This window comes from Vibrio sp. TRT 21S02 (genome assembly GCF_050113675.1).
Taxonomy (GTDB): domain Bacteria; phylum Pseudomonadota; class Gammaproteobacteria; order Enterobacterales; family Vibrionaceae; genus Vibrio.
Window position 1 is genome coordinate 116992 of record NZ_JBNJOI010000005.1, and the last position, 17506, is coordinate 134497.

17 protein-coding genes are annotated in these 17506 nt (G+C 43.3%); 5 read left to right on the forward strand and 12 right to left on the reverse strand.

Annotated features, from left to right (window positions below; translation table 11 throughout):
• Positions 1 to 4 precede the first annotated feature (4 nt).
• Entirely contained in the window at positions 5 to 907 is a 903-nt protein-coding gene (locus tag ACQEXU_RS08320; protein ID WP_427010426.1) for a LysR substrate-binding domain-containing protein, read from the forward strand.
• A 65-nt stretch (positions 908 to 972) separates the two neighbouring features.
• Here ACQEXU_RS08320 and ACQEXU_RS08325 read toward each other — a convergent pair whose 3' ends face one another.
• The 4 genes from ACQEXU_RS08325 to ACQEXU_RS08340 form a co-directional block, all read right to left on the reverse strand.
• Entirely contained in the window at positions 973 to 1494 is a 522-nt protein-coding gene (locus ACQEXU_RS08325; RefSeq protein WP_427010427.1) for a DUF2058 domain-containing protein, read from the reverse strand.
• Between the two features lie 88 nt (positions 1495 to 1582).
• Positions 1583 to 2266 carry a hypothetical protein gene (locus tag ACQEXU_RS08330; RefSeq protein ID WP_427010428.1) on the reverse strand — a complete coding sequence of 228 codons (684 nt, stop codon included), beginning with the start codon at positions 2264 to 2266 and terminating at the stop codon, positions 1583 to 1585.
• A 155-nt stretch (positions 2267 to 2421) separates the two neighbouring features.
• On the reverse strand, positions 2422 to 3492 hold the full coding sequence (gene rsgA / locus ACQEXU_RS08335) for a ribosome small subunit-dependent GTPase A (protein WP_427010429.1): 1071 nt from the start codon (positions 3490 to 3492) through the stop codon (positions 2422 to 2424).
• 366 nt (positions 3493 to 3858) lie between these two features.
• Positions 3859 to 4197, reverse strand: a complete 339-nt coding sequence (locus tag ACQEXU_RS08340) for a thiamine-phosphate diphosphorylase (protein ID WP_367990691.1) — start codon at positions 4195 to 4197, stop codon at positions 3859 to 3861.
• Positions 4198 to 4633: 436 nt separating this feature from the next.
• Between ACQEXU_RS08340 and ACQEXU_RS08345 the strand changes: the two genes are divergently transcribed.
• Positions 4634 to 4777 carry a hypothetical protein gene (locus ACQEXU_RS08345; RefSeq protein ID WP_367989345.1) on the forward strand — a complete coding sequence of 48 codons (144 nt, stop codon included), beginning with the start codon at positions 4634 to 4636 and terminating at the stop codon, positions 4775 to 4777.
• Positions 4778 to 4836: 59 nt separating this feature from the next.
• On the opposite strand, the gene ACQEXU_RS08350 is transcribed toward ACQEXU_RS08345, so the two are convergent.
• Both ACQEXU_RS08350 and ACQEXU_RS08355 read right to left on the reverse strand, forming a co-directional pair.
• The gene (locus tag ACQEXU_RS08350) at positions 4837 to 5355 is read right to left on the reverse strand and encodes a VOC family protein (protein ID WP_427010430.1); all 519 of its coding nucleotides are present in this window, start codon (positions 5353 to 5355) and stop codon (positions 4837 to 4839) included.
• Positions 5356 to 5419: 64 nt separating this feature from the next.
• On the reverse strand, positions 5420 to 6397 hold the full coding sequence (locus ACQEXU_RS08355) for an MBL fold metallo-hydrolase (protein ID WP_427010431.1): 978 nt from the start codon (positions 6395 to 6397) through the stop codon (positions 5420 to 5422).
• A 495-nt stretch (positions 6398 to 6892) separates the two neighbouring features.
• Here ACQEXU_RS08355 and ACQEXU_RS08360 point away from each other — a divergent pair, with 495 nt between their 5' ends.
• The 3 genes from ACQEXU_RS08360 to ACQEXU_RS08370 all read left to right on the forward strand — a co-directional run bounded on the left by ACQEXU_RS08360 (position 6893) and on the right by ACQEXU_RS08370 (position 9682).
• Positions 6893 to 7783: a LysR family transcriptional regulator gene (locus ACQEXU_RS08360; protein ID WP_427010432.1), complete on the forward strand. Its 891-nt coding sequence runs from the start codon at positions 6893 to 6895 to the stop codon at positions 7781 to 7783.
• 118 nt (positions 7784 to 7901) lie between these two features.
• Positions 7902 to 8282, forward strand: a complete 381-nt coding sequence (locus ACQEXU_RS08365; protein ID WP_427010433.1) for a hypothetical protein — start codon at positions 7902 to 7904, stop codon at positions 8280 to 8282.
• Positions 8283 to 8296: 14 nt separating this feature from the next.
• On the forward strand, positions 8297 to 9682 hold the full coding sequence (locus tag ACQEXU_RS08370) for a class II fumarate hydratase (protein ID WP_427010434.1): 1386 nt from the start codon (positions 8297 to 8299) through the stop codon (positions 9680 to 9682).
• Positions 9683 to 9727: 45 nt separating this feature from the next.
• On the opposite strand, the gene ACQEXU_RS08375 is transcribed toward ACQEXU_RS08370, so the two are convergent.
• From ACQEXU_RS08375 to ACQEXU_RS08400, 6 genes are all read right to left on the reverse strand, one after another.
• Positions 9728 to 10657, reverse strand: coding sequence for an endonuclease/exonuclease/phosphatase family protein (locus ACQEXU_RS08375; protein ID WP_427010435.1), 930 nt, complete (start codon positions 10655 to 10657; stop codon positions 9728 to 9730).
• A 442-nt stretch (positions 10658 to 11099) separates the two neighbouring features.
• A complete protein-coding gene (locus ACQEXU_RS08380; RefSeq protein ID WP_427010436.1) occupies positions 11100 to 14213 on the reverse strand; it encodes an efflux RND transporter permease subunit in 3114 nt (1037 codons plus the stop codon).
• A gap of 9 nt (positions 14214 to 14222) precedes the next feature.
• A complete protein-coding gene (locus ACQEXU_RS08385; RefSeq protein WP_427010437.1) occupies positions 14223 to 15377 on the reverse strand; it encodes an efflux RND transporter periplasmic adaptor subunit in 1155 nt (384 codons plus the stop codon).
• Between the two features lie 59 nt (positions 15378 to 15436).
• The gene (locus ACQEXU_RS08390; protein WP_427010438.1) at positions 15437 to 15895 is read right to left on the reverse strand and encodes a hypothetical protein; all 459 of its coding nucleotides are present in this window, start codon (positions 15893 to 15895) and stop codon (positions 15437 to 15439) included.
• Positions 15896 to 16324: 429 nt separating this feature from the next.
• Positions 16325 to 16858, reverse strand: coding sequence for a hypothetical protein (locus tag ACQEXU_RS08395; RefSeq protein ID WP_427010439.1), 534 nt, complete (start codon positions 16856 to 16858; stop codon positions 16325 to 16327).
• 23 nt (positions 16859 to 16881) lie between these two features.
• Complete coding sequence (locus tag ACQEXU_RS08400) at positions 16882 to 17496, reverse strand: YitT family protein (RefSeq protein ID WP_427010440.1); 615 nt, start codon at positions 17494 to 17496, stop codon at positions 16882 to 16884.
• Between the last annotated feature and the right edge of the window lie 10 nt (positions 17497 to 17506).

Below are 17506 nucleotides of genomic sequence, written 5' to 3' on the forward strand. Positions count from 1 at the left end.
CGTTATGCCGCAAGTGGATGATCTTATTTTATTTACCCAAGTGGTCGAGTGTGGTTCTTTCAGCAAAGCGGCTGAGCACAACCACATTACCAAATCGATGATCAGCAAGCGGGTTAGCAAGCTTGAGGCCGATCTTGGTACGCAACTGCTCTATCGTACCACTCGAAAGCTGACCCTCACTGAAGCGGGTGAAGTGCTTTATCATCGCTCCAAAGACATTCACACCACGGCAAAAGCCGCGTTTGAATCGATTACAGGGTATAACGAGTCGCTCGCCGGACACATTCGCATGTCAGTGCCAACCATCTCAGGTGAATTGCTATTGGCGGAGTCTATCTCTGAGTTTTGCAATAACAACCCTGGGCTAAGCGTTGATATGTCGATGGATAATCACTTCGTCGACTTGATTGCAGATAATTATGATTTGGTTATACGCACTGGTTACCTTGAAGATTCCAGCCTGATTGCGCGATTTATTTTTAATTCTCGCTGGATGATATGCGCATCCCCTGAATACATCGCGCAATATGGGGAACCAGAGACGCCAAATGCTTTACTGCGTCACAATTGCCTTGGTTACACCCACGAATCAGGTGGCACCTTTGACTGGCAGTTTAAGCGCAATAGCGATAACTATGTTCTGAAAGTGTCGGGGAATTTCTCGTCTGATAATGCTGCCGCCTTACGTAAAAGCGTGCTTGCAGGTAATGGGTTGGCTTACTTACCCACTTGCTTGATCTGTGATGATTTAAAACAAGGGAAATTAGTTGAAGTACTGGCTGAACATACCAGCAAAGTAGTGGGTATTTACGCGGTTTATCCCTACACGCGCAAACCCGCTAAACGGATTCAAGCGTTGATTGAACATATCCGAGCAAGCTACCTCGAAATTCAAGACTGTTTCTAAATCTCTCACATACCTGATACAAAAATGGCCTGAAAATATTCAGACCATTTCAATCGGAAATCTCGTTACCACATCAGATCATCAGGTACGACATAATCTGCATACGGATCATCTTCTGCCGGTACCTCTTCTTCTGTCGTTTTCGTTTCGATGATGGTTTCCGCATCACGCATGGCGATCTTCTTCGCAACCACACCCGGGATCACAGCGTAACCTTCTTCATAGCGCGCAATCGCAAGAATGCCTTTAGCTAACTGATCACGAACCAATGAATCCACATACAGGGATTTCACAAAATTACCGTCGGTAAAATTGTATTTGATGTCGCCATCTTTCAGATCAAGCTTGTTCATTTCAATCAGCTGTTTTACCTGCGCACGAATTTCTTTGCTGAGCTGTTGCTCTTTCAACTGCTGATTCAATGCTTTGTCGCGCTCTTGCTGAGCCTGTTTATTCGCTTCTGCCGCCGCTTTCGCTTCGCGAGCCTGCACGCGAGACTTTTTAGAGCCTTTTTTTGCCTTTTTCAGCTTCTTTTCGTTTACTAAGCCTGCTTTAAGCATCTGCTCTTGTAATGTTAGTTTTGCCATGTTCAGTCCAACTCTTCCAATTACAGGCATTCTATCGTTTTGAGTATGAACAGGTAAAGAGGGGGATTACCTTTCTTTTTATTCGGCTTTACCAAAGCTCAAATGAGCCTATATGACCAAACTGTGTTGGTATAACTGGAGAGGTTTGAAGCTGATTTAGACTCTCTTCTAAGCTATCTAATTGCTTTAAAAGGGAAGTGATATCAGTATCTTCTAGCAAATGTAAACTTGTTCTGAGTTGAGGTAGGTATTCGCCTAACGCCGCGATTTGCTGATCTTGAGAGTCTGACTTCACGTCAAAAGGGCGTTGTTTGAGTAGATGGGCAATAAGTTCAAATTTCTCATTGTCATAAAGAAAGGCCTTCAGTGCCTCAAGGTAAACACTTTCGGGCATCAGGACTTGTGAAAAACCGCCTACCCAATAGCTCAACACGACAAGGTTGTTTTCCAGCGCGTCGTCATTTTGGTCGTAATAGCTGACGCCCGTACCCTCTTCGCTAAAACCCATACGCTCAATCGCATAGTCCACTAAAGTTGGGGTATCCAAATTCGACATTTGTAGCACGTACTCAGCTACTTCATAGAGACTTTTACCGTCTTGCGTTGGTGCAAACTGATATGTAGGTAACCCCGTTTTCATCCATAACACGAGCTCTCGGATCACTTCGCAATCTTGCAAGTCAGGTCTATGAAAACGAACCGCAACTTCAATATCACTCAATACCTCTATCGCATGTCGAACCAATTCGTGATGTGAAACGGGAGCTGTCATTCCATGTACCCTACTCAATGCCAGTAAACACTGTTGCAAAATATCTTATGTTGAATCATAGCAAATGCGCTCGATCCAGTGATGTTCGTAATTAATGGCTCCGGCGCTTAATCTAATTATTTATTAAGCACAGGAGCCATTGATTTACGCTTTAGTTAATACCGATTTTTTCGGCTATGTTTGTCATTCATCGTGGTGCGACATAACTTGCCAAACTCTTTGTCAATTGCACGCTGCTCAGCCAGTGTTGCGCTGTTACGTCGTTGCTCACGCAGCAGTTTCTGGTAGTTGTTCAAGCGGCGCGTATCCAATTGGCCAGACTCTAGAGCCTGCTGCACCGCGCATCCAGGTTCTGTCGAGTGCTGACAATCAGAAAATCGACACTGTTTCGCAAGTGAATCAATATCTGCGAAGGTTTCACTGACTCCTTGCTCACAATCGGTCAGTTGAAGCTCTCGCATTCCTGGGGTATCAATTAAGATCCCGCCTGATGGCATCACGTGGATTGAGCGAGATGTCGTGGTATGACGTCCCTTGCTGTCATCTTCACGTATCCCTGCCGTAAGCTGAGCCTGCTCTCCCATCAGTGTATTTACCAAGGTTGATTTACCGACACCTGAAGAGCCCATGAAAGCAACCGTTTGACCAGTTTTACACCATGAGGTTAACTTCTCGACGCTATGAGGGTCGAGCCCATTGACAGCTTCCACCATTAATAGCGGACTTAATGCCATGATTTGTTGTTTCTTCTCTTCTGAATCAGAGCAAAGATCCAACTTGGTCAGAACAATAACAGGCTCAACGTCAGCTTCATGAGCAAGTGCAAGATAACGCTCAATTCGGCTGAGATTAAAGTCGTCGTTCAGTGACACAACGATGAAAAGTGTGTCGATATTAGCTGCGATGTACTGCCGTGAAACTTTGGTTCCAGCCGCTTTTCGGCTAAAAACACTTAACCTTTCAAGCAGTCGAACAAACTGATGTTGTGCGTTAAGTACCACCCAGTCACCTACCGTCATGGCAGGCAATGATGCGTGAACATCAAGGTTGATTTGTCCTTGTTCGCTCCATAATACATACCCGTTTCGGTGATGGGCAATGATGCGCGCAAAAACCGTGTTGTCGTAATCGTCTAGCGTTAGTTGTTGTTGAAAAAAGCCTTTCCAACCAAGTTCATGGTTAGAATAGATTGTTTCAAATGAATTCAATGAATTTATTTGCGACATTGTCGAATTATCCCAAGCGAAGCGGCCATATAGCAGCGAACGCTCAATAGAATGAGTTCTGTAGGATCAAATTCGAATCGAGTGAGATCCCGGTTAATTCCGGGCAAGAAGAAATCTAGAGAAATGAAATATCGGTGAGTATCTCTAAGTTAACTGTTTCTAAGCCCGTTTTTTAAAGTCATTACAATCATCTTTTATCCTCCAATCAGTATTCGTTATTCAGTTACCCGCCAAGTATATTCCTTAAGCACCAACAGAGGCAACCTTACTTACCTAATTAAGAAATTTATCTTAGCTGTTTTAAAGTGCCTTACAAACGTCAACGGCCTAGCATGTTTGCTAGGCCGTTAATTCATCAGGGCATGGCTATAAATAGAGTGACAATAACAAACACACTGTGATTGCGATGGTGCCATACCAGAAATATTGAGATTTGGTGTCGGCGACGTAAACTCGAATGTATTGAAGCTCTTCATTCGCCATGGTGACAAAATCAGAGTAGCTAATTGCGACTTCACGACCCGATGCTTTAAGATCGGCCTCTAAACGGTTAAACGCTGAATCAACAAACTTCTTTGCTTCTTCGATAGGCGCTTTGGGCGAAATTAGGTTATGCCAAACTGCCATACGAGATTCATATTCACTATCACTGACGCAGTTTAAAACACGCAAATCACGTTCGCGATGATCACGCGCTTTGTTCATTTTTACTGAGTTGATAGCCTTTATTCGTTCCAAGTTTCTTCTCCAAAAGGTCATACAGGTACAAAATGTGTGGAAGATGGAACGGCCCCTGGTGTTGTCGAAATAGTAGTGAGCTGATGAGTGAACATCAAACTAGGGATTTTGTTCAGACGATAAAATGTTTTTGCGGCGCTGCGAGGAAAGCGACTAATGAGGTATTTACCGATTTTCATTGTATCAAGCATTCTTAGGTACCAAAACCGGACACCATTACGCTCGAGTTTCATGATAGTTTGATATATATCGAAAAATAAATTGTTATTAGTTGTAAATATGTCTATTTAGGACTTTTTCAGCAAATTACCTATAAAGCGTAGATTTTTTCTAGTTATTGATCCCAAACCGTTCTGATTGAAGGCCTACAATAAACTTAGTTTTAATTAATCAGGAAAATATTATGGAAAAGATCATTAATACGATTGGGCTGGCTATTTTAACCGCCAAATACACTTCGATATTACTGTTAGCGGGTATTACCTTCTCCACGGGTGCTATCGCAGCTGAATCTCTCATCTTGTTAGGCGGAGAGCCTGCAGAATAAAACAAAAGGTAAAGCTGCATTTTTGCAGCTTTACCTTCTTACTTATTGTTAGTATTACGCTATCTTGGGGACCATTGCCGTAACCCACCCTGCTCAAAACCTAAGCCTTGGTTGTAACTCACCAATTCAAGTTGCATCCCCCACGGAGAAAGAAAATACAACCAACTTAGCCCCTGAGTTGGGCCGCTATCGACCGTTTTTACATCCCCTAGAATCTCAACACCTTTAGACGCTAAATACTGGCGAGCAACATCAATATTCTCAACATAAAAGGCCAAATGATGACCCGCATAGTCACTATTTTGGGGTTGATCTTGGTTCTGATCCGGTGAACTGTATTCGAAGATCTCAAATGAAGGACCAGTGTGACATTTCAACATTCGATATTTATGAATAACGGCTCTTGGATGGACATTCAGGTTTTCAGACATCCAGTCATCATCCGCTTGAAACGGCCCTAGTTCGTACAGCACCTCACATCCAATCACTTCAACAAAAAACCGAGTCGCTTCTTCTAGATTAGGCACCGTAAAACCAATATGGTCGCCGCCTTTTAAGCCGGGAAGTCCAGTTTTCATACTTACCTCATATACCATGAAATAAAGGCTCGCTGCGCTACAGCCATACAACGAGCCTTATGATTTATTGTTTTAGGTCTTTATAAGCTGCGGGAACATTCAAGTCTGGATGCACCCAGTTAAACAGCGCATAACCTGAGAATTCAGGAAGCTTCACTTGCTGCACCGTTTCCTCTAGCGTTAACCCAGCGTTCAGTGCTTTTTGTACTTCACTCTTAACCGCTTCCAAGTAATCAATATGCCACTTGATATCTGAGCGCTTGATCACTGAGCCATGCCCCGGAACGACTTTCGCATCTTCAGGTAAGAAGTGATAAACCTCTTTGAGGGTTTCTAGCGTTTCAAGTAAGTGTCCGTCTAGCAACCAAGGCAGAGAAGGAGCCATGGTGATGATAGGATTTCCCGTCCACATCGTTTTTGATTCTGGTTCCCAAACAAACAAGTCACCGCCCGTTTGTGCAAAGCCGAAATCGATGATCTCCACATATTTATTGCCGAGATCTAACGTCAACCTCCCCTCTTCCGGCAACAAAATATTGGCAGAAACAGGTTTTATCTCCTCAATTCCGCGGCCTTTACCGAAGTTAGCAATCATAAATTGAGCATCTTTTTCAAAATGTTCATCGATATAGTTTTTGGTATTAATATGTTGAATAATTTGAGTTTGGCTAGGCAAGTACATATTTCCATATGAATGGTCACCATGGAAACTGGTATTTACCGCAAACGAAATGGGTAATGTGGTTTGTTTTTTAATGAGTGATTCTGCTTGTTGATAAAGACGCTTATTTAACATGGTGTCGATCATTAATACGCCTTTATCACCGATAATAAAACCACCACTTGTCGCAACAGCTTTACCTTCTTTTTCAAACTCTTTCGCATTTTCAGGGTAATAAGCGAATACACCATCAGCTAATTTCTCTGATTGAAGAACCACTTTATTACCATCCCATACCGGTTCTTGAGCGAAAGATGCACCAACAGTGATAATGCTCACAATTGAAATTACACTCGTTGAGATAAATTTGTTTACTTTCATACTTAAACCACTCCTTATATTTATTGTTATCACAATAAATTTCATTCAAAAAAACCTTATAAAACAATCGATAACAATTCGTATAGCGTTCATAATCAACTATGTTAAATACATTATTTTTAAACAAAATTTGCTTGAACACCTTATATATAAATAATAGTGATGATAAGACGATCATTTTGCATAGTTACTATTCCGGATTAGAATATATGCAACACAACCCATTGAATATTACCAAATAAATATTCAATTTAATAAAATTAGAATTCATTAAATTACATTACGAGCACCTTTTATTGCTATTTGATTATATCGGCAATAAAATCAATATTATAAATAACAAAATAACGTTCTCTTATTTCACCATTAATTAAAATAATAATACCGACAAACCTAAACTTAAATGTTACCCATAACTAATGAATTTTCATTAAATGCTAAGTCGATGTATTAGAAATAAAACGACAAGTTCACTTAGTATTGACAGGAGAGGCAATGGATCAAATAGCAGCAATGCGCGCATTTGTTAGAGTCGTACAAACAAAAAGCTTTTCTGCTGTGGCACGAGAGCAACAAACGACCCAAGCAACCATCAGTAAAAAAGTAGCAGCACTTGAAGACAAACTGGGGGTAAAACTCTTAACCCGAAGCAGTAGAGAAAGTTCATTAACTCAAATTGGAGAGAGTTATTATGAAAAATGCCTGTTTATTCTATCCGAACTCGATGAAGCTGAAGCAAATGCACGAATGGAGCTTTCTACTCCGAAAGGCATACTGCGCATCACGGCACCTGTGCCCTTAGGTTATTTCCTATTGACACCCATCATAAAAGAATTTACCGAGCAGTACCCAGACATTAAAGTCGAGGTGAATTACGTTGATAAGCATATCGATTTAGTCAGCGAGGGGATCGATCTTGCCATTAGAGCAAGCCGATTAGAAGACTCTTCACTTATCGCCCAGAAGCTGTTCGACAATCCTATGCTCATGGTGGCTTCCCCACAATACCTAGAAAGACAAGGCATACCGAAGACGCCAGATCAGCTTACTCACCATAACTGCATCGTATACTCTCTGTTTAAAAAGCATAATGTCTGGAGCTTTCAAAAGGATGGAGAGGTTCAAACCGTTTCTGTCTCAGGTTCAGTCAGCAGTAATAGTGGATTATGTAATATGCAATCCGCATTGGAGGGGGTAGGCATAACACCACTCCCCATATGGATGGTCAAAGAGCATTTAAAACAAGGAGCATTAATCCAAGTATTAAGTGAATATCAGGCCGACAATATCCCTTTTAGTGTTGTGTACCCACAAAACCGCTACATTCCACTTAAGGTTCGTTCATTTATCGAGTTATTAAAAAAGCGCTTACCAGTGGGTTTCTAGTCATCAAGAACTGCGTATAGTGGCAAATGAATACTTGATATAACAGATCTTCATACCTGTTGAATTCTACTTGCAGTTAATTGATAATAATTATCATTACAAGCAAAAATAAATCAGCATGCATAACCAAGAAACCATCTACTGCACATTTTTTAAGGCTCAAGATCGCTTTCTGAAGGTGAATTCTGGGGAAGGGTTTGAGCCAGATATCATCTATGACTACATCCATTGGGGTTGTGTGCTCACTTCGTATTATGAACACGGCAGTGAAGGGGAGAATCTATTGCTGTTTGAATTGCACTTGCGCCAAGTTTACTTCCACCTTTTAGATGCGATTCAAGACTCACAACGAAGCCGGACGTTTCGACGCGTCTGTTTAGATTCGATTCATATTCCCCTACTCGGCTTAAAGCGTCATTACTATCATTTAGAGGATGGCGATATTCACTACCTATCATTACAACAACAATTACAGCGTATCCAAGCGCCCCATGACTAACAAAAGGAAACCTCATGACTCAGACATTTCGAATTGAAACCGACAGCATGGGGGATGTAAAAGTCCCATCAGACGCCCTGTATCAAGCTCAAACTCAACGTGCAGTCGACAATTTTCAGTTCAGCCAACATGTTATGCCAGTCCCCTTTATTCAGGCTTTGGCTTACATTAAACAAACAGCGGCTCTTACGAATGCACAACTTGGGTTGCTTGAAGGTGACATTGCGAGTGCTATCGCGGATGCCGCGCAGCATATTATCGAGGGTGAGTATTTATCTCACTTCCCGATTGACGTTTTTCAAACTGGATCTGGTACCAGTTCTAATATGAATGCCAATGAAGTGATTGCAACGTTGGCATCTGAGAAATTAGGCGGTGATGTTAACCCTAATGATCACGTTAATATGGGCCAAAGCAGTAATGACGTGGTACCAACTGCCATCCAAGTTGCTTCGGCAATCAGCATCGAAAAACGCTTACTTCCAGCACTGCATCACTTAATTACCGCACTTGAACACAAGCAAGCTAAGCTGGCAGATGTGGTAAAAACTGGCCGAACTCATCTAATGGATGCCATGCCAGTGACCTTTGCACAAGAGCTAGGCGGTTGGAAACACCAAATTGAACATGCACTCCTAGGCATTGATCAGAGTTTGAAATCAGTAAAAGCCTTAGCTCAAGGTGGTACAGCGGTGGGGACTGGCATTAATGCAGATCCTCGTTTTGCAGAAGCATTTGCTCACAACCTGAGCCAGGAAACCAAAGTCACCTTTACGGCCAGTGACAATTTCTTCTTTAATCTCAGCAGCCAAGACGCAATTGTATCTTTATCTGGACAATTGAAAACGGCCGCCGTTGCTATCATGAAAATCGCCAATGATTTGCGCTGGATGAACTCAGGCCCTCTCGCGGGATTGGGCGAAATCGAACTGCAAGGTTTACAACCCGGCTCATCGATCATGCCGGGTAAGGTTAACCCAGTGATCCCAGAAGCTGCGGCCATGGCCTCTGCTCAAGTTATTGGCAACGACACCACCATTACTATTGCTGGTCAGTCTGGCAACTTCCAACTCAACGTCATGTTACCCGTGATTGCGCACAATATTTTGGAAAGTATCGAGCTATTGAGCAATAGCGCTCTGGCTCTTGCCGATAAAGCGATAGCCACTTTCACGGTGCGTGAAGATAACTTGCAGCAAGCACTTGCTCGCAACCCGATCTTGGTTACTGCCCTCAACCCAGTGATTGGCTACCTGAAAGCCGCATCAATTGCCAAAAAAGCATACAAAGAAGGTCGCGCTATCATTGATGTGGCGGAAGAAGAAACGGATCTCGACCGAGCCACGTTAGAGCGCCTGCTTGATCCAGCGCAGTTGACCCAAGGTGGGTTAGCGAAGTAGCAAATTTAGAGCCGAAGGAACTCTTCCTTCGGCTTTTTCTTTGTTTCAGTATCCAATTTGAGTGACGACCATTTTATGATCTGAACCCCGCATGCTCGTTTTCGAGGTTCGGTTGCAGATCCGTCGACTCGACTCCAATGATTTCAACCACAAATGATCAATACTGAGCATGGTAAATGCGGGGGTGTCGAATAGGTGACTCCAGTTTGGCCAACTCGCGACAGGGGCGGTTTCAAATTCTGGAAATAGTGTCGCAAACCGTAAGCTGGTCGCGGAAAGGTTAAAATCACCAACAATCAGCATTTCATCTGACGGGTTAAACTCCACCATGGTTTGAATAGTTCGAATCACCGCGTTTCGCCGATGCCAAAGCTCCTCCGTCCTTGGTGACGGTGGGTGGGCTGTCATAAAAGGTAATTGTTTTTGCGGAGTTGGATGCCAAACGCCACTAATGATGTTGTGTCCATCAGGCGTGTAAAACACCGACATTTGAGTCAATGGTTTGCGGCTTAAGATCATCTGGCTAGACGGGTATCCCACACCTTCTTGACCACCATAACGATAAGGGTACAAATCATCCAAAGTGAAGAACTTAACCCCTTCTTCCGGCGCAACTTCTTGCAGCACCACTAAATCAATCTGGTTTTGGATCAAGTAATTAATAAAGGCATTTACATCTTGATTGCCGTAGTAAAGGTTGTATTGCACCACCGTCATGGGTGTATTGCAGTTTACCCAAATTGACTGCTCCGACTTTGGCGTCATCGCCAGATAGACCAACACCACCACGACACATACAATCAAATGCACCCAAAACCGCACCATCAAACAGATCAAAGCAATTACGGTGTAGTAAACCAAAAAGAGGCTAGGTGCTGAGACAATATTCTCTACCCACCAAATCTCGTGATAAAGATGGAAAGTCCCCCATGCAATCATGGGTAAGCCAATCATTGTCCATAGTAACCAGCGCAATTCCTTTCCCTCTCGGCATCAAATATAAACTTAAGTATGGTTCAATATTCAATACTTAGCGGCGAGAGAAAATAAAATACGAGGGAAAAGGCGCAGTCACGTTCCATAAACAACCATGATTGAATCGTCGACTTAAATCACAATGTTTCCTTTATGGATATCATTTTTGAAATCTATGTTTTCCATATTTGAAATTACCGACACGCAACAAACGTGTTACTTTAAAACTCGTCAGTTACACTATTGTAAAGTTATTCATAAGACCGCGAATGCTTTATAACAGTTTGGATAAGGAAATTTAACTGGCACTCTCCAAAAAATAATTTCAAATTGTTGCCCTTTTTTGCCCGAGCTACCCCATGCTCGGGTTTTTTCTATCTGTTTTTTCGATAAGCAATAAAAAACGCGGCATTATGCCGCGCTTTAGTATCAATACGTTCAGTTAGTTGGTTTGAAGCTTGCGCCTTTTAAACAACCCTTTTACTTTGGAAACTCCATTACGAATGTCTTGCAGCATCAAATAGAGACATGGAACAAGGATCAGCGTCAGTAACGTGGCAAACAATACCGCAAACCCAAGTGCGACCGCCATCGGGATCACAAAACTTGCCTGTAAACTGGTTTCAAACATAATTGGCAACACCCCGACAAAGGTGGTGATGGATGTAAGTGTGATGGCCCGAAAGCGCGCGCATCCCGCTTCAATCACGGCTTGCTTGATGTCTACGCCCTGCGCTCTGACTTTGTTAACGTAGTCAGTCATAACTAATGAGTCATTGACCACCACCCCGGCTGCTGCAATCAGACCAAAGGTCGACATCATGCTGAGATCCAATCCAAACCAATAATGGCCCCAAATTGCCCCAGTTAAGCTAAATGGGATGACCGACATAATGATCAACGGTTGGGTGTAACTTTTAAGCGGCACAGCCAGCAACATATAGACGATGATCATGCCAGCAATAAAGAAGACTTTTTGCTCATTTTGCTGTGCTTGCTGCTCTTCAATACTGCCGCCCAGCTCTGAACGCACACCAGGATATTGCTGCAGTACCTCTGGCATAATGGTCTCATGAACTTGCTCAACGATTGCATTTGGTTCAACACGCTCTTCGTCAATCGAACCATAAACATAAACAGACTGATAGCCTCCTTCGCGGCGTATATTACTCACACCCGGCTTTTGCTCTATCTCGACCACATCACCCAACATCACTTTCTCACCAGTTGGCGTGGTAATAATGGCATAACGCAAAGAAGCAAAGGCTTCACGCGTCAACTTGGGATAGCGCACCATTACTTTAACTTCTTCACCATCACGAAGAAGACGCTGCGCTTCCCCACCATAGAAACTGCCGCCGACCTGCAACGCAATGTCTTGCAGATCGAGCCCGAGATCATAGGCAACTGGAGCAAGTGACAGCAGAACTTCCTGGCTCCCTGAATCAATGGATGAGGAGATATCAAACAACCCTTCGGTTTGCTGAAGCTTGCCAATCAAATCTCTTCCGGCAGCATTGAGGGTATCGATATCCGAACCAAAGAGAAGGAAACCAAATTCATCTCCGCCTCCACCACCATTCACATCATCCTGAATGGTCATGGTTTTCACGCCAGCAATCACAGGCAAGCGCTCACGCCAGCGCCGAGCCAGTTCAAAGGTGTTAAATGGTCGCAGCTCTTCATCCACCAAAGGAACAAGCAAAGTGGCAGAAGAACGACCTTTGTTGAAGGCTAAGGTATCTCTCACCATTCCCGTACCGTAGTGTTCAACTGTTTCTTGCTCAACTTGTTTGATCACCGCTTCAATCGCTTTTAAGGCCGCAATTGTCTGTTCACTGGAGACATTGTTGTTCATTTCAATGTCGATACTCGGAAAGTCGTGCGGCACTTTCGGTGATGGCACAATACGAACATGGTTCGCCATTACGAGTGCAATACTGATGGCAAATAAAGCCATAAAGCTGGCAAAAACACTCCAACGCCAGTGCGTACACAGCGTAACAAAGCGCTTGTATGGCCCATTCACCATCGCAAAAAATCGTTGGTTAAATCGGTCTCGCCAACTGCCTTTTTTGATTGGTTTGAATTTACTGTGCGCCAAGTGTGACGGCAATATGAGTTTGGATTCAATCAAGCTGAACACCAAACAAAGGATCACGATAGACGCAATACCAAAGAAAAATGCTCGTTCGATCCCCTTCGACATCAGAAACGGTGCAAATACCGCGATGGTGGTCAACACGCCAAATGTAGCAGGTGTTGCAACCCGTTGTACCCCACGCACCACGTTATCTACTCCACCACCATTTTTCTCGATTTCAGAGTAAGCACTTTCGCCAATCACAATGGCGTCATCCACCACGATCCCCAGCACCATAATAAAGGCAAACAGGGAGACGATATTAATACTCACACCAATCACAGGCATCAGCATCACAGCACCAAGGAAACACACTGGTAAACCAATCATGACCCACATTGCGAGTTTAAAGCGCAAGAAGATGCTGAGCATAATGGCGACCAACACCGCACCTTGGAGCAGATTTTTCAACATCATGTCCAAACGAGCGTTGAGGTAATAGGTCATGTCTACCAAGGTATTCAGCTTGAGATCTGCGGGCAATGTTTGGTTCTTATGCTCGATATAAGCTTTAACGGATTCCGCGACCGTCACCATGTTTTGGTCTTTGGTCGCTTTCACGGAAAGATAAATGGCGTTTTGACCGTTATATTTGAAATAGCGATCATCTTCTGTAAAGCCATCTTTTATCGTTGCAATATCTTGCAGAAGGACCTTGCCTCCATTACGCCCGATCTTGACTGGAATCGAACGAAACTCTTCACCGCTGTAGTACTGATTTTCAATCCTAACCGAGATCATGCCCGCACTGGTCCGCACTTCCCCTGCGGAATAATTGGCAGAATAACGCTGGATGGCACGGGAGATATCAGAAAGCGTTAAGTCGTATTTTTGCAGTATCTGTGGCTCGACTTCGATGGCAATTTCGTACTCAGGAGAACCGGAATCCACCAGCGCAACATGTTGTAATTGCAACAGCTCATCTTCTATCTGTTTGGCGATGGGTTTGAGTTCATACAAAGAACGGTCGCCAACTAACGCCATTTCAATCACATCCTGACGGTATTCATACTGATAGACCTGAATCGGCTCCATTGAAGCAGGAAAGCCAGAAGTGCTATCCACTTTCTGCTTTACCTTATCCAAGACATCATTAATGTCAGCGTCCACATCAATTTCCAACTCAATATGAGCAGAGCCACGAGATGCTGTAGATACGGATTTTTTGATCCCAGTAACGTCTTTTAACGACTCTTCCAATCGAATCAAAATGCTTTCCTCAACTTCTTGAGGAGAGGCACCCGGATACTCCGCACTGATGTTGACGTAATTCACTTCTAAGTTAGGGAACATTTGGCGCTGGATCAGGAAAAAGCTCACCGCTCCCATGATGAGGATAAACGCCATCATCAAGTTTGCCGCCACCGAATTGTTGGCAAAATATGCAATTATGCCATTAGGTTTATTTTCCATGATAAGCCCTTATTGCATTGCTACGTCGTTGCTGTCGCCCGCATTAGCCACTTTGACGGCCATTCCTTTTTGTGGAAATTCCGGTACCGTCGTCACGATACGATCACTGTCTTTTAAACCTTGATTGATCAACATGAATTCTTTTTCAGCACGCAACACATTCACCGCTCGTGGTTGCAAATTATCTTGTTCGTCTACCACCCATACTTGTTGATTGTTCACCAACTCCTGAGGCAAGCGGAAGACATGCTTTAGTTCCTTGCCAATGAACTTAACTTGAACATAAGCACCAAACTTCATCTGCGGTTTATCGCTGTCGATGGCATAAGGGTCTTCAACCCGTACTACCATATTGATCATGCGGGTAGCGCTATCAATAACACCAGCATCACGAACAATCACACCATTGAGCTGAACATTTTCAATACCGCGTTGCACCACCTCAGCCGAGGTACCTACGTAGTCTTTGGGTAGAAAACGGCGATCAAAACCTGCAATAGGAATATGAATTTCACCCGCTTCCACATTATTCAAGGTGGCTACATTCGCACCTGCTGAGACATATTGGCCCACGCCGATCCCACGTTCGACAACAAGAGCATCATAAGGCGCAATCACTTTACAGTTTTCAAGATCCCGCCTTGCGCGTTTTAGCTCCGCTTGTGCTGATTTAAGCTGCGCCTGCGCACTTAACAGCTGAGGTTTGCGCAAATACAGATCCGTCACCTGCTTTGTCGGTAGCTTTTTCGCTTGACGCTTAGCCACTTCAGCTTTGGCTTGTTCTTCAATTAACGCCGCTTTTGCTGCCGCCAAGCCCGCTTCTGCCTGTAACACGGCGGCCTGATAGTTATCATCTTCAATGGTAAAGAGCACTTCCCCTCGCTTTACAATACCACCAGCAACAAAATTGGGGTGCCAGCTGACAACTTCACCAGAAACCTGTGCCGACAGTTGCGTCACTTCTAATGGAGCAAGTTCGCCATGACTGGTGATCACCACATGGTGATCTTGAGACAATGCAGGGGAAACGGAAACAGTAAGCAGCTCTTCTTGAGTGGGTTGTAAGTCATCATCTGGAGCTGTTGAGGCAATCACAGCATAACCTGCATAACCCGCTGCTAAAATACCAATAGGAAGTAGCCAACGTAACGATTTTCTGAACATGGAATGTCCTTATAAGTAAAAAAAGTGGAGCAGGCAGTCGCTCCACAAAAAGTGAAAAATTAATTATCTAAAACAGAACCTGATGACTGGAGCGTTTGGTCGGAGACCGCTTTTATATGGTGAACAATCCGCCAGAAGAACACTGCATCAAACGCTAGAAATAGCAAGGTATCCCATAATTCAGATTCATCTCCCCACTCAGGTAATGCAAAAACCAGTACGATCATCAACGACATGAGCACAACAAAGAATCGAACAGACATCACCCAGCTCACGGCAAGAAATGAGCTAAGAAAGTTATGTCCTTTACTCGCTTTAAACGCATATACAATCGCAATCACTACCATCGCTGCGCTGCATGCTCCATAGATCAGGTCATAATGGTTCGACTCGTAAGAAATCGTCACGGCCAGCGTCCATACCAAACTGGTTGCGATCAAATACTTCATATTTTCACGCTCAGAGAGCGGGCCTTTCACTAAATCGCTTTTAAGTTCTTTGATTTTCCAGAAATACACGATTTTCCTTCCTATGATTTGAATTTCCACAAGCGAATCTGATTCATCAGAAAACCTGATAAATCACGATCAAACAAGCTGATATTGCCACTGTTCTTCGCATCATTTTTGTGACGATCTATGTCTAAATAGGAACACATCTCGTTCACATTAGCAAAGCAATCTCAATGCCAAAATAATTTTTATTTAAAATCAATAAGATAAAATGAATCCTATGGGTTTTATAGAATCAAACTGGTTAAATAAACCAAAAGTAGGTATTTATGACATGTCTCAACCAACATATTGCAGTGATCAATACCTAATGATGTTACTGGCTGCACTTTCACCCACCGAGTAGCGATGCTATGAATAAAGAAAGATTCACGGATAAAAAAAGGCCCTGTTGAACAGAGCCTTTTTGTTAAAGCAGTCGTTGTGGAAGCAAGGTTACATCCGATACAAGTAATTCATTTTTCCTGACTCTCCACCAAGATAAAGGTAGTGGTTCTCATCAATATGAATCACTCTGTCGAGGCTGATGTCTGAGCCAAAACTGAATTCAATCACACCATCAGAAACGTCCCATTGAAACTCGATTCGCATCTCTTGAGCTCGGTACAAAACAAACCCTGTTTGGTCGCTTTTATAACGCACTAAAATGTTTTTATCCGCACTTTGCCAGTGCCCAACCAAACGCTGAGCGATCAACTTATCGGATTGACGGCGATAGTCTTGCTTCAATGCGGCTTTCAGATAACCAATTTTCTTGTCATCAAGGTTGAGCTTTTGTTGGTTATCGACAAAGAATTGCGCCATAGAAGGGTATTGTTGAATAAGGGCATGCGCCGTATCTTGATAGTTATTGCTATATGCAGCCTCAAAAGCAGTATAAAACTGACTTGGCGCAACAAACTTTTCCGCCTTCACTGCTGAGGTAAATACCAGCCCCATTAAACATAAACTGGTAATAAAGGTTTTCATTAGACACTCCTTTTGTCTATCACTTAAGCCGCTTTAATTTGTCCTTTCGGCTGATAACGACCCGGCTTATGGTTCATCGCTAAAATTAGATTTGTCGCTACAGCACCGAGTACTGAAAGTAAAATGATCGAAATATCAACAATGAAAAGCGACAATACAACAATAGTACAGTCTAACGCCATTTGTACTTTACCCGCTCGGATACCAAAACGCTCTTGGAGGAATAAGGCTAAAATATTAAAGCCACCAAGACTCATCTTGTGCCTAAAAATAACCAACATACCAATGCCAATCAAGCCACCACCCACAATGGCTGCATATAACGGAGCAATGCTGGCAATTTGAATAACATGATGGAGGTAGTCCACCGCAAACGACACTAAACTCACAGCGATAAAGGTATTCACTGTAAAACGCCAGCCCATACGAGTGAATGAAAGCCAGTAAAAAGGCAAATTAAGTAAAAAGAAGATCTGACCGAAGCTGAAATCACTTACCTTGGTTAGAAAAATTGCCAGCCCAGCAGTACCGCCAGTGAGCAAGCCAATTTGATTGAAGAAGATGACTCCGAGTGATACCAACGCACTGCCAAGTGTCAGCGCCAACAGGTTTTCTCGCAAGCTATGTTCGTTATCCATTTCTCATTCA

Bases quoted from the DNA above. Each gene is read 5' to 3' on its own strand.
- ACQEXU_RS08320 (WP_427010426.1), top strand. From the start codon at position 5: ATGCCGCAAGTGGATGATCTTATTTTATTTACCCAAGTGGTCGAGTGT.
- ACQEXU_RS08325 (WP_427010427.1), bottom strand. From the start codon at position 1,494: ATGGCAAAACTAACATTACAAGAGCAGATGCTTAAAGCAGGCTTAGTA.
- ACQEXU_RS08330 (WP_427010428.1), bottom strand. From the start codon at position 2,266: ATGACAGCTCCCGTTTCACATCACGAATTGGTTCGACATGCGATAGAG.
- rsgA (WP_427010429.1), bottom strand. From the start codon at position 3,492: ATGTCGCAAATAAATTCATTGAATTCATTTGAAACAATCTATTCTAAC.
- ACQEXU_RS08340 (WP_367990691.1), bottom strand. From the start codon at position 4,197: ATGAACAAAGCGCGTGATCATCGCGAACGTGATTTGCGTGTTTTAAAC.
- ACQEXU_RS08345 (WP_367989345.1), top strand. From the start codon at position 4,634: ATGGAAAAGATCATTAATACGATTGGGCTGGCTATTTTAACCGCCAAA.
- ACQEXU_RS08350 (WP_427010430.1), bottom strand. From the start codon at position 5,355: ATGAAAACTGGACTTCCCGGCTTAAAAGGCGGCGACCATATTGGTTTT.
- ACQEXU_RS08355 (WP_427010431.1), bottom strand. From the start codon at position 6,397: ATGAAAGTAAACAAATTTATCTCAACGAGTGTAATTTCAATTGTGAGC.
- ACQEXU_RS08360 (WP_427010432.1), top strand. From the start codon at position 6,893: ATGGATCAAATAGCAGCAATGCGCGCATTTGTTAGAGTCGTACAAACA.
- ACQEXU_RS08365 (WP_427010433.1), top strand. From the start codon at position 7,902: ATGCATAACCAAGAAACCATCTACTGCACATTTTTTAAGGCTCAAGAT.
- ACQEXU_RS08370 (WP_427010434.1), top strand. From the start codon at position 8,297: ATGACTCAGACATTTCGAATTGAAACCGACAGCATGGGGGATGTAAAA.
- ACQEXU_RS08380 (WP_427010436.1), bottom strand. From the start codon at position 14,213: ATGGAAAATAAACCTAATGGCATAATTGCATATTTTGCCAACAATTCG.
- ACQEXU_RS08385 (WP_427010437.1), bottom strand. From the start codon at position 15,377: ATGTTCAGAAAATCGTTACGTTGGCTACTTCCTATTGGTATTTTAGCA.
- ACQEXU_RS08395 (WP_427010439.1), bottom strand. From the start codon at position 16,858: ATGAAAACCTTTATTACCAGTTTATGTTTAATGGGGCTGGTATTTACC.
- ACQEXU_RS08400 (WP_427010440.1), bottom strand. From the start codon at position 17,496: ATGGATAACGAACATAGCTTGCGAGAAAACCTGTTGGCGCTGACACTT.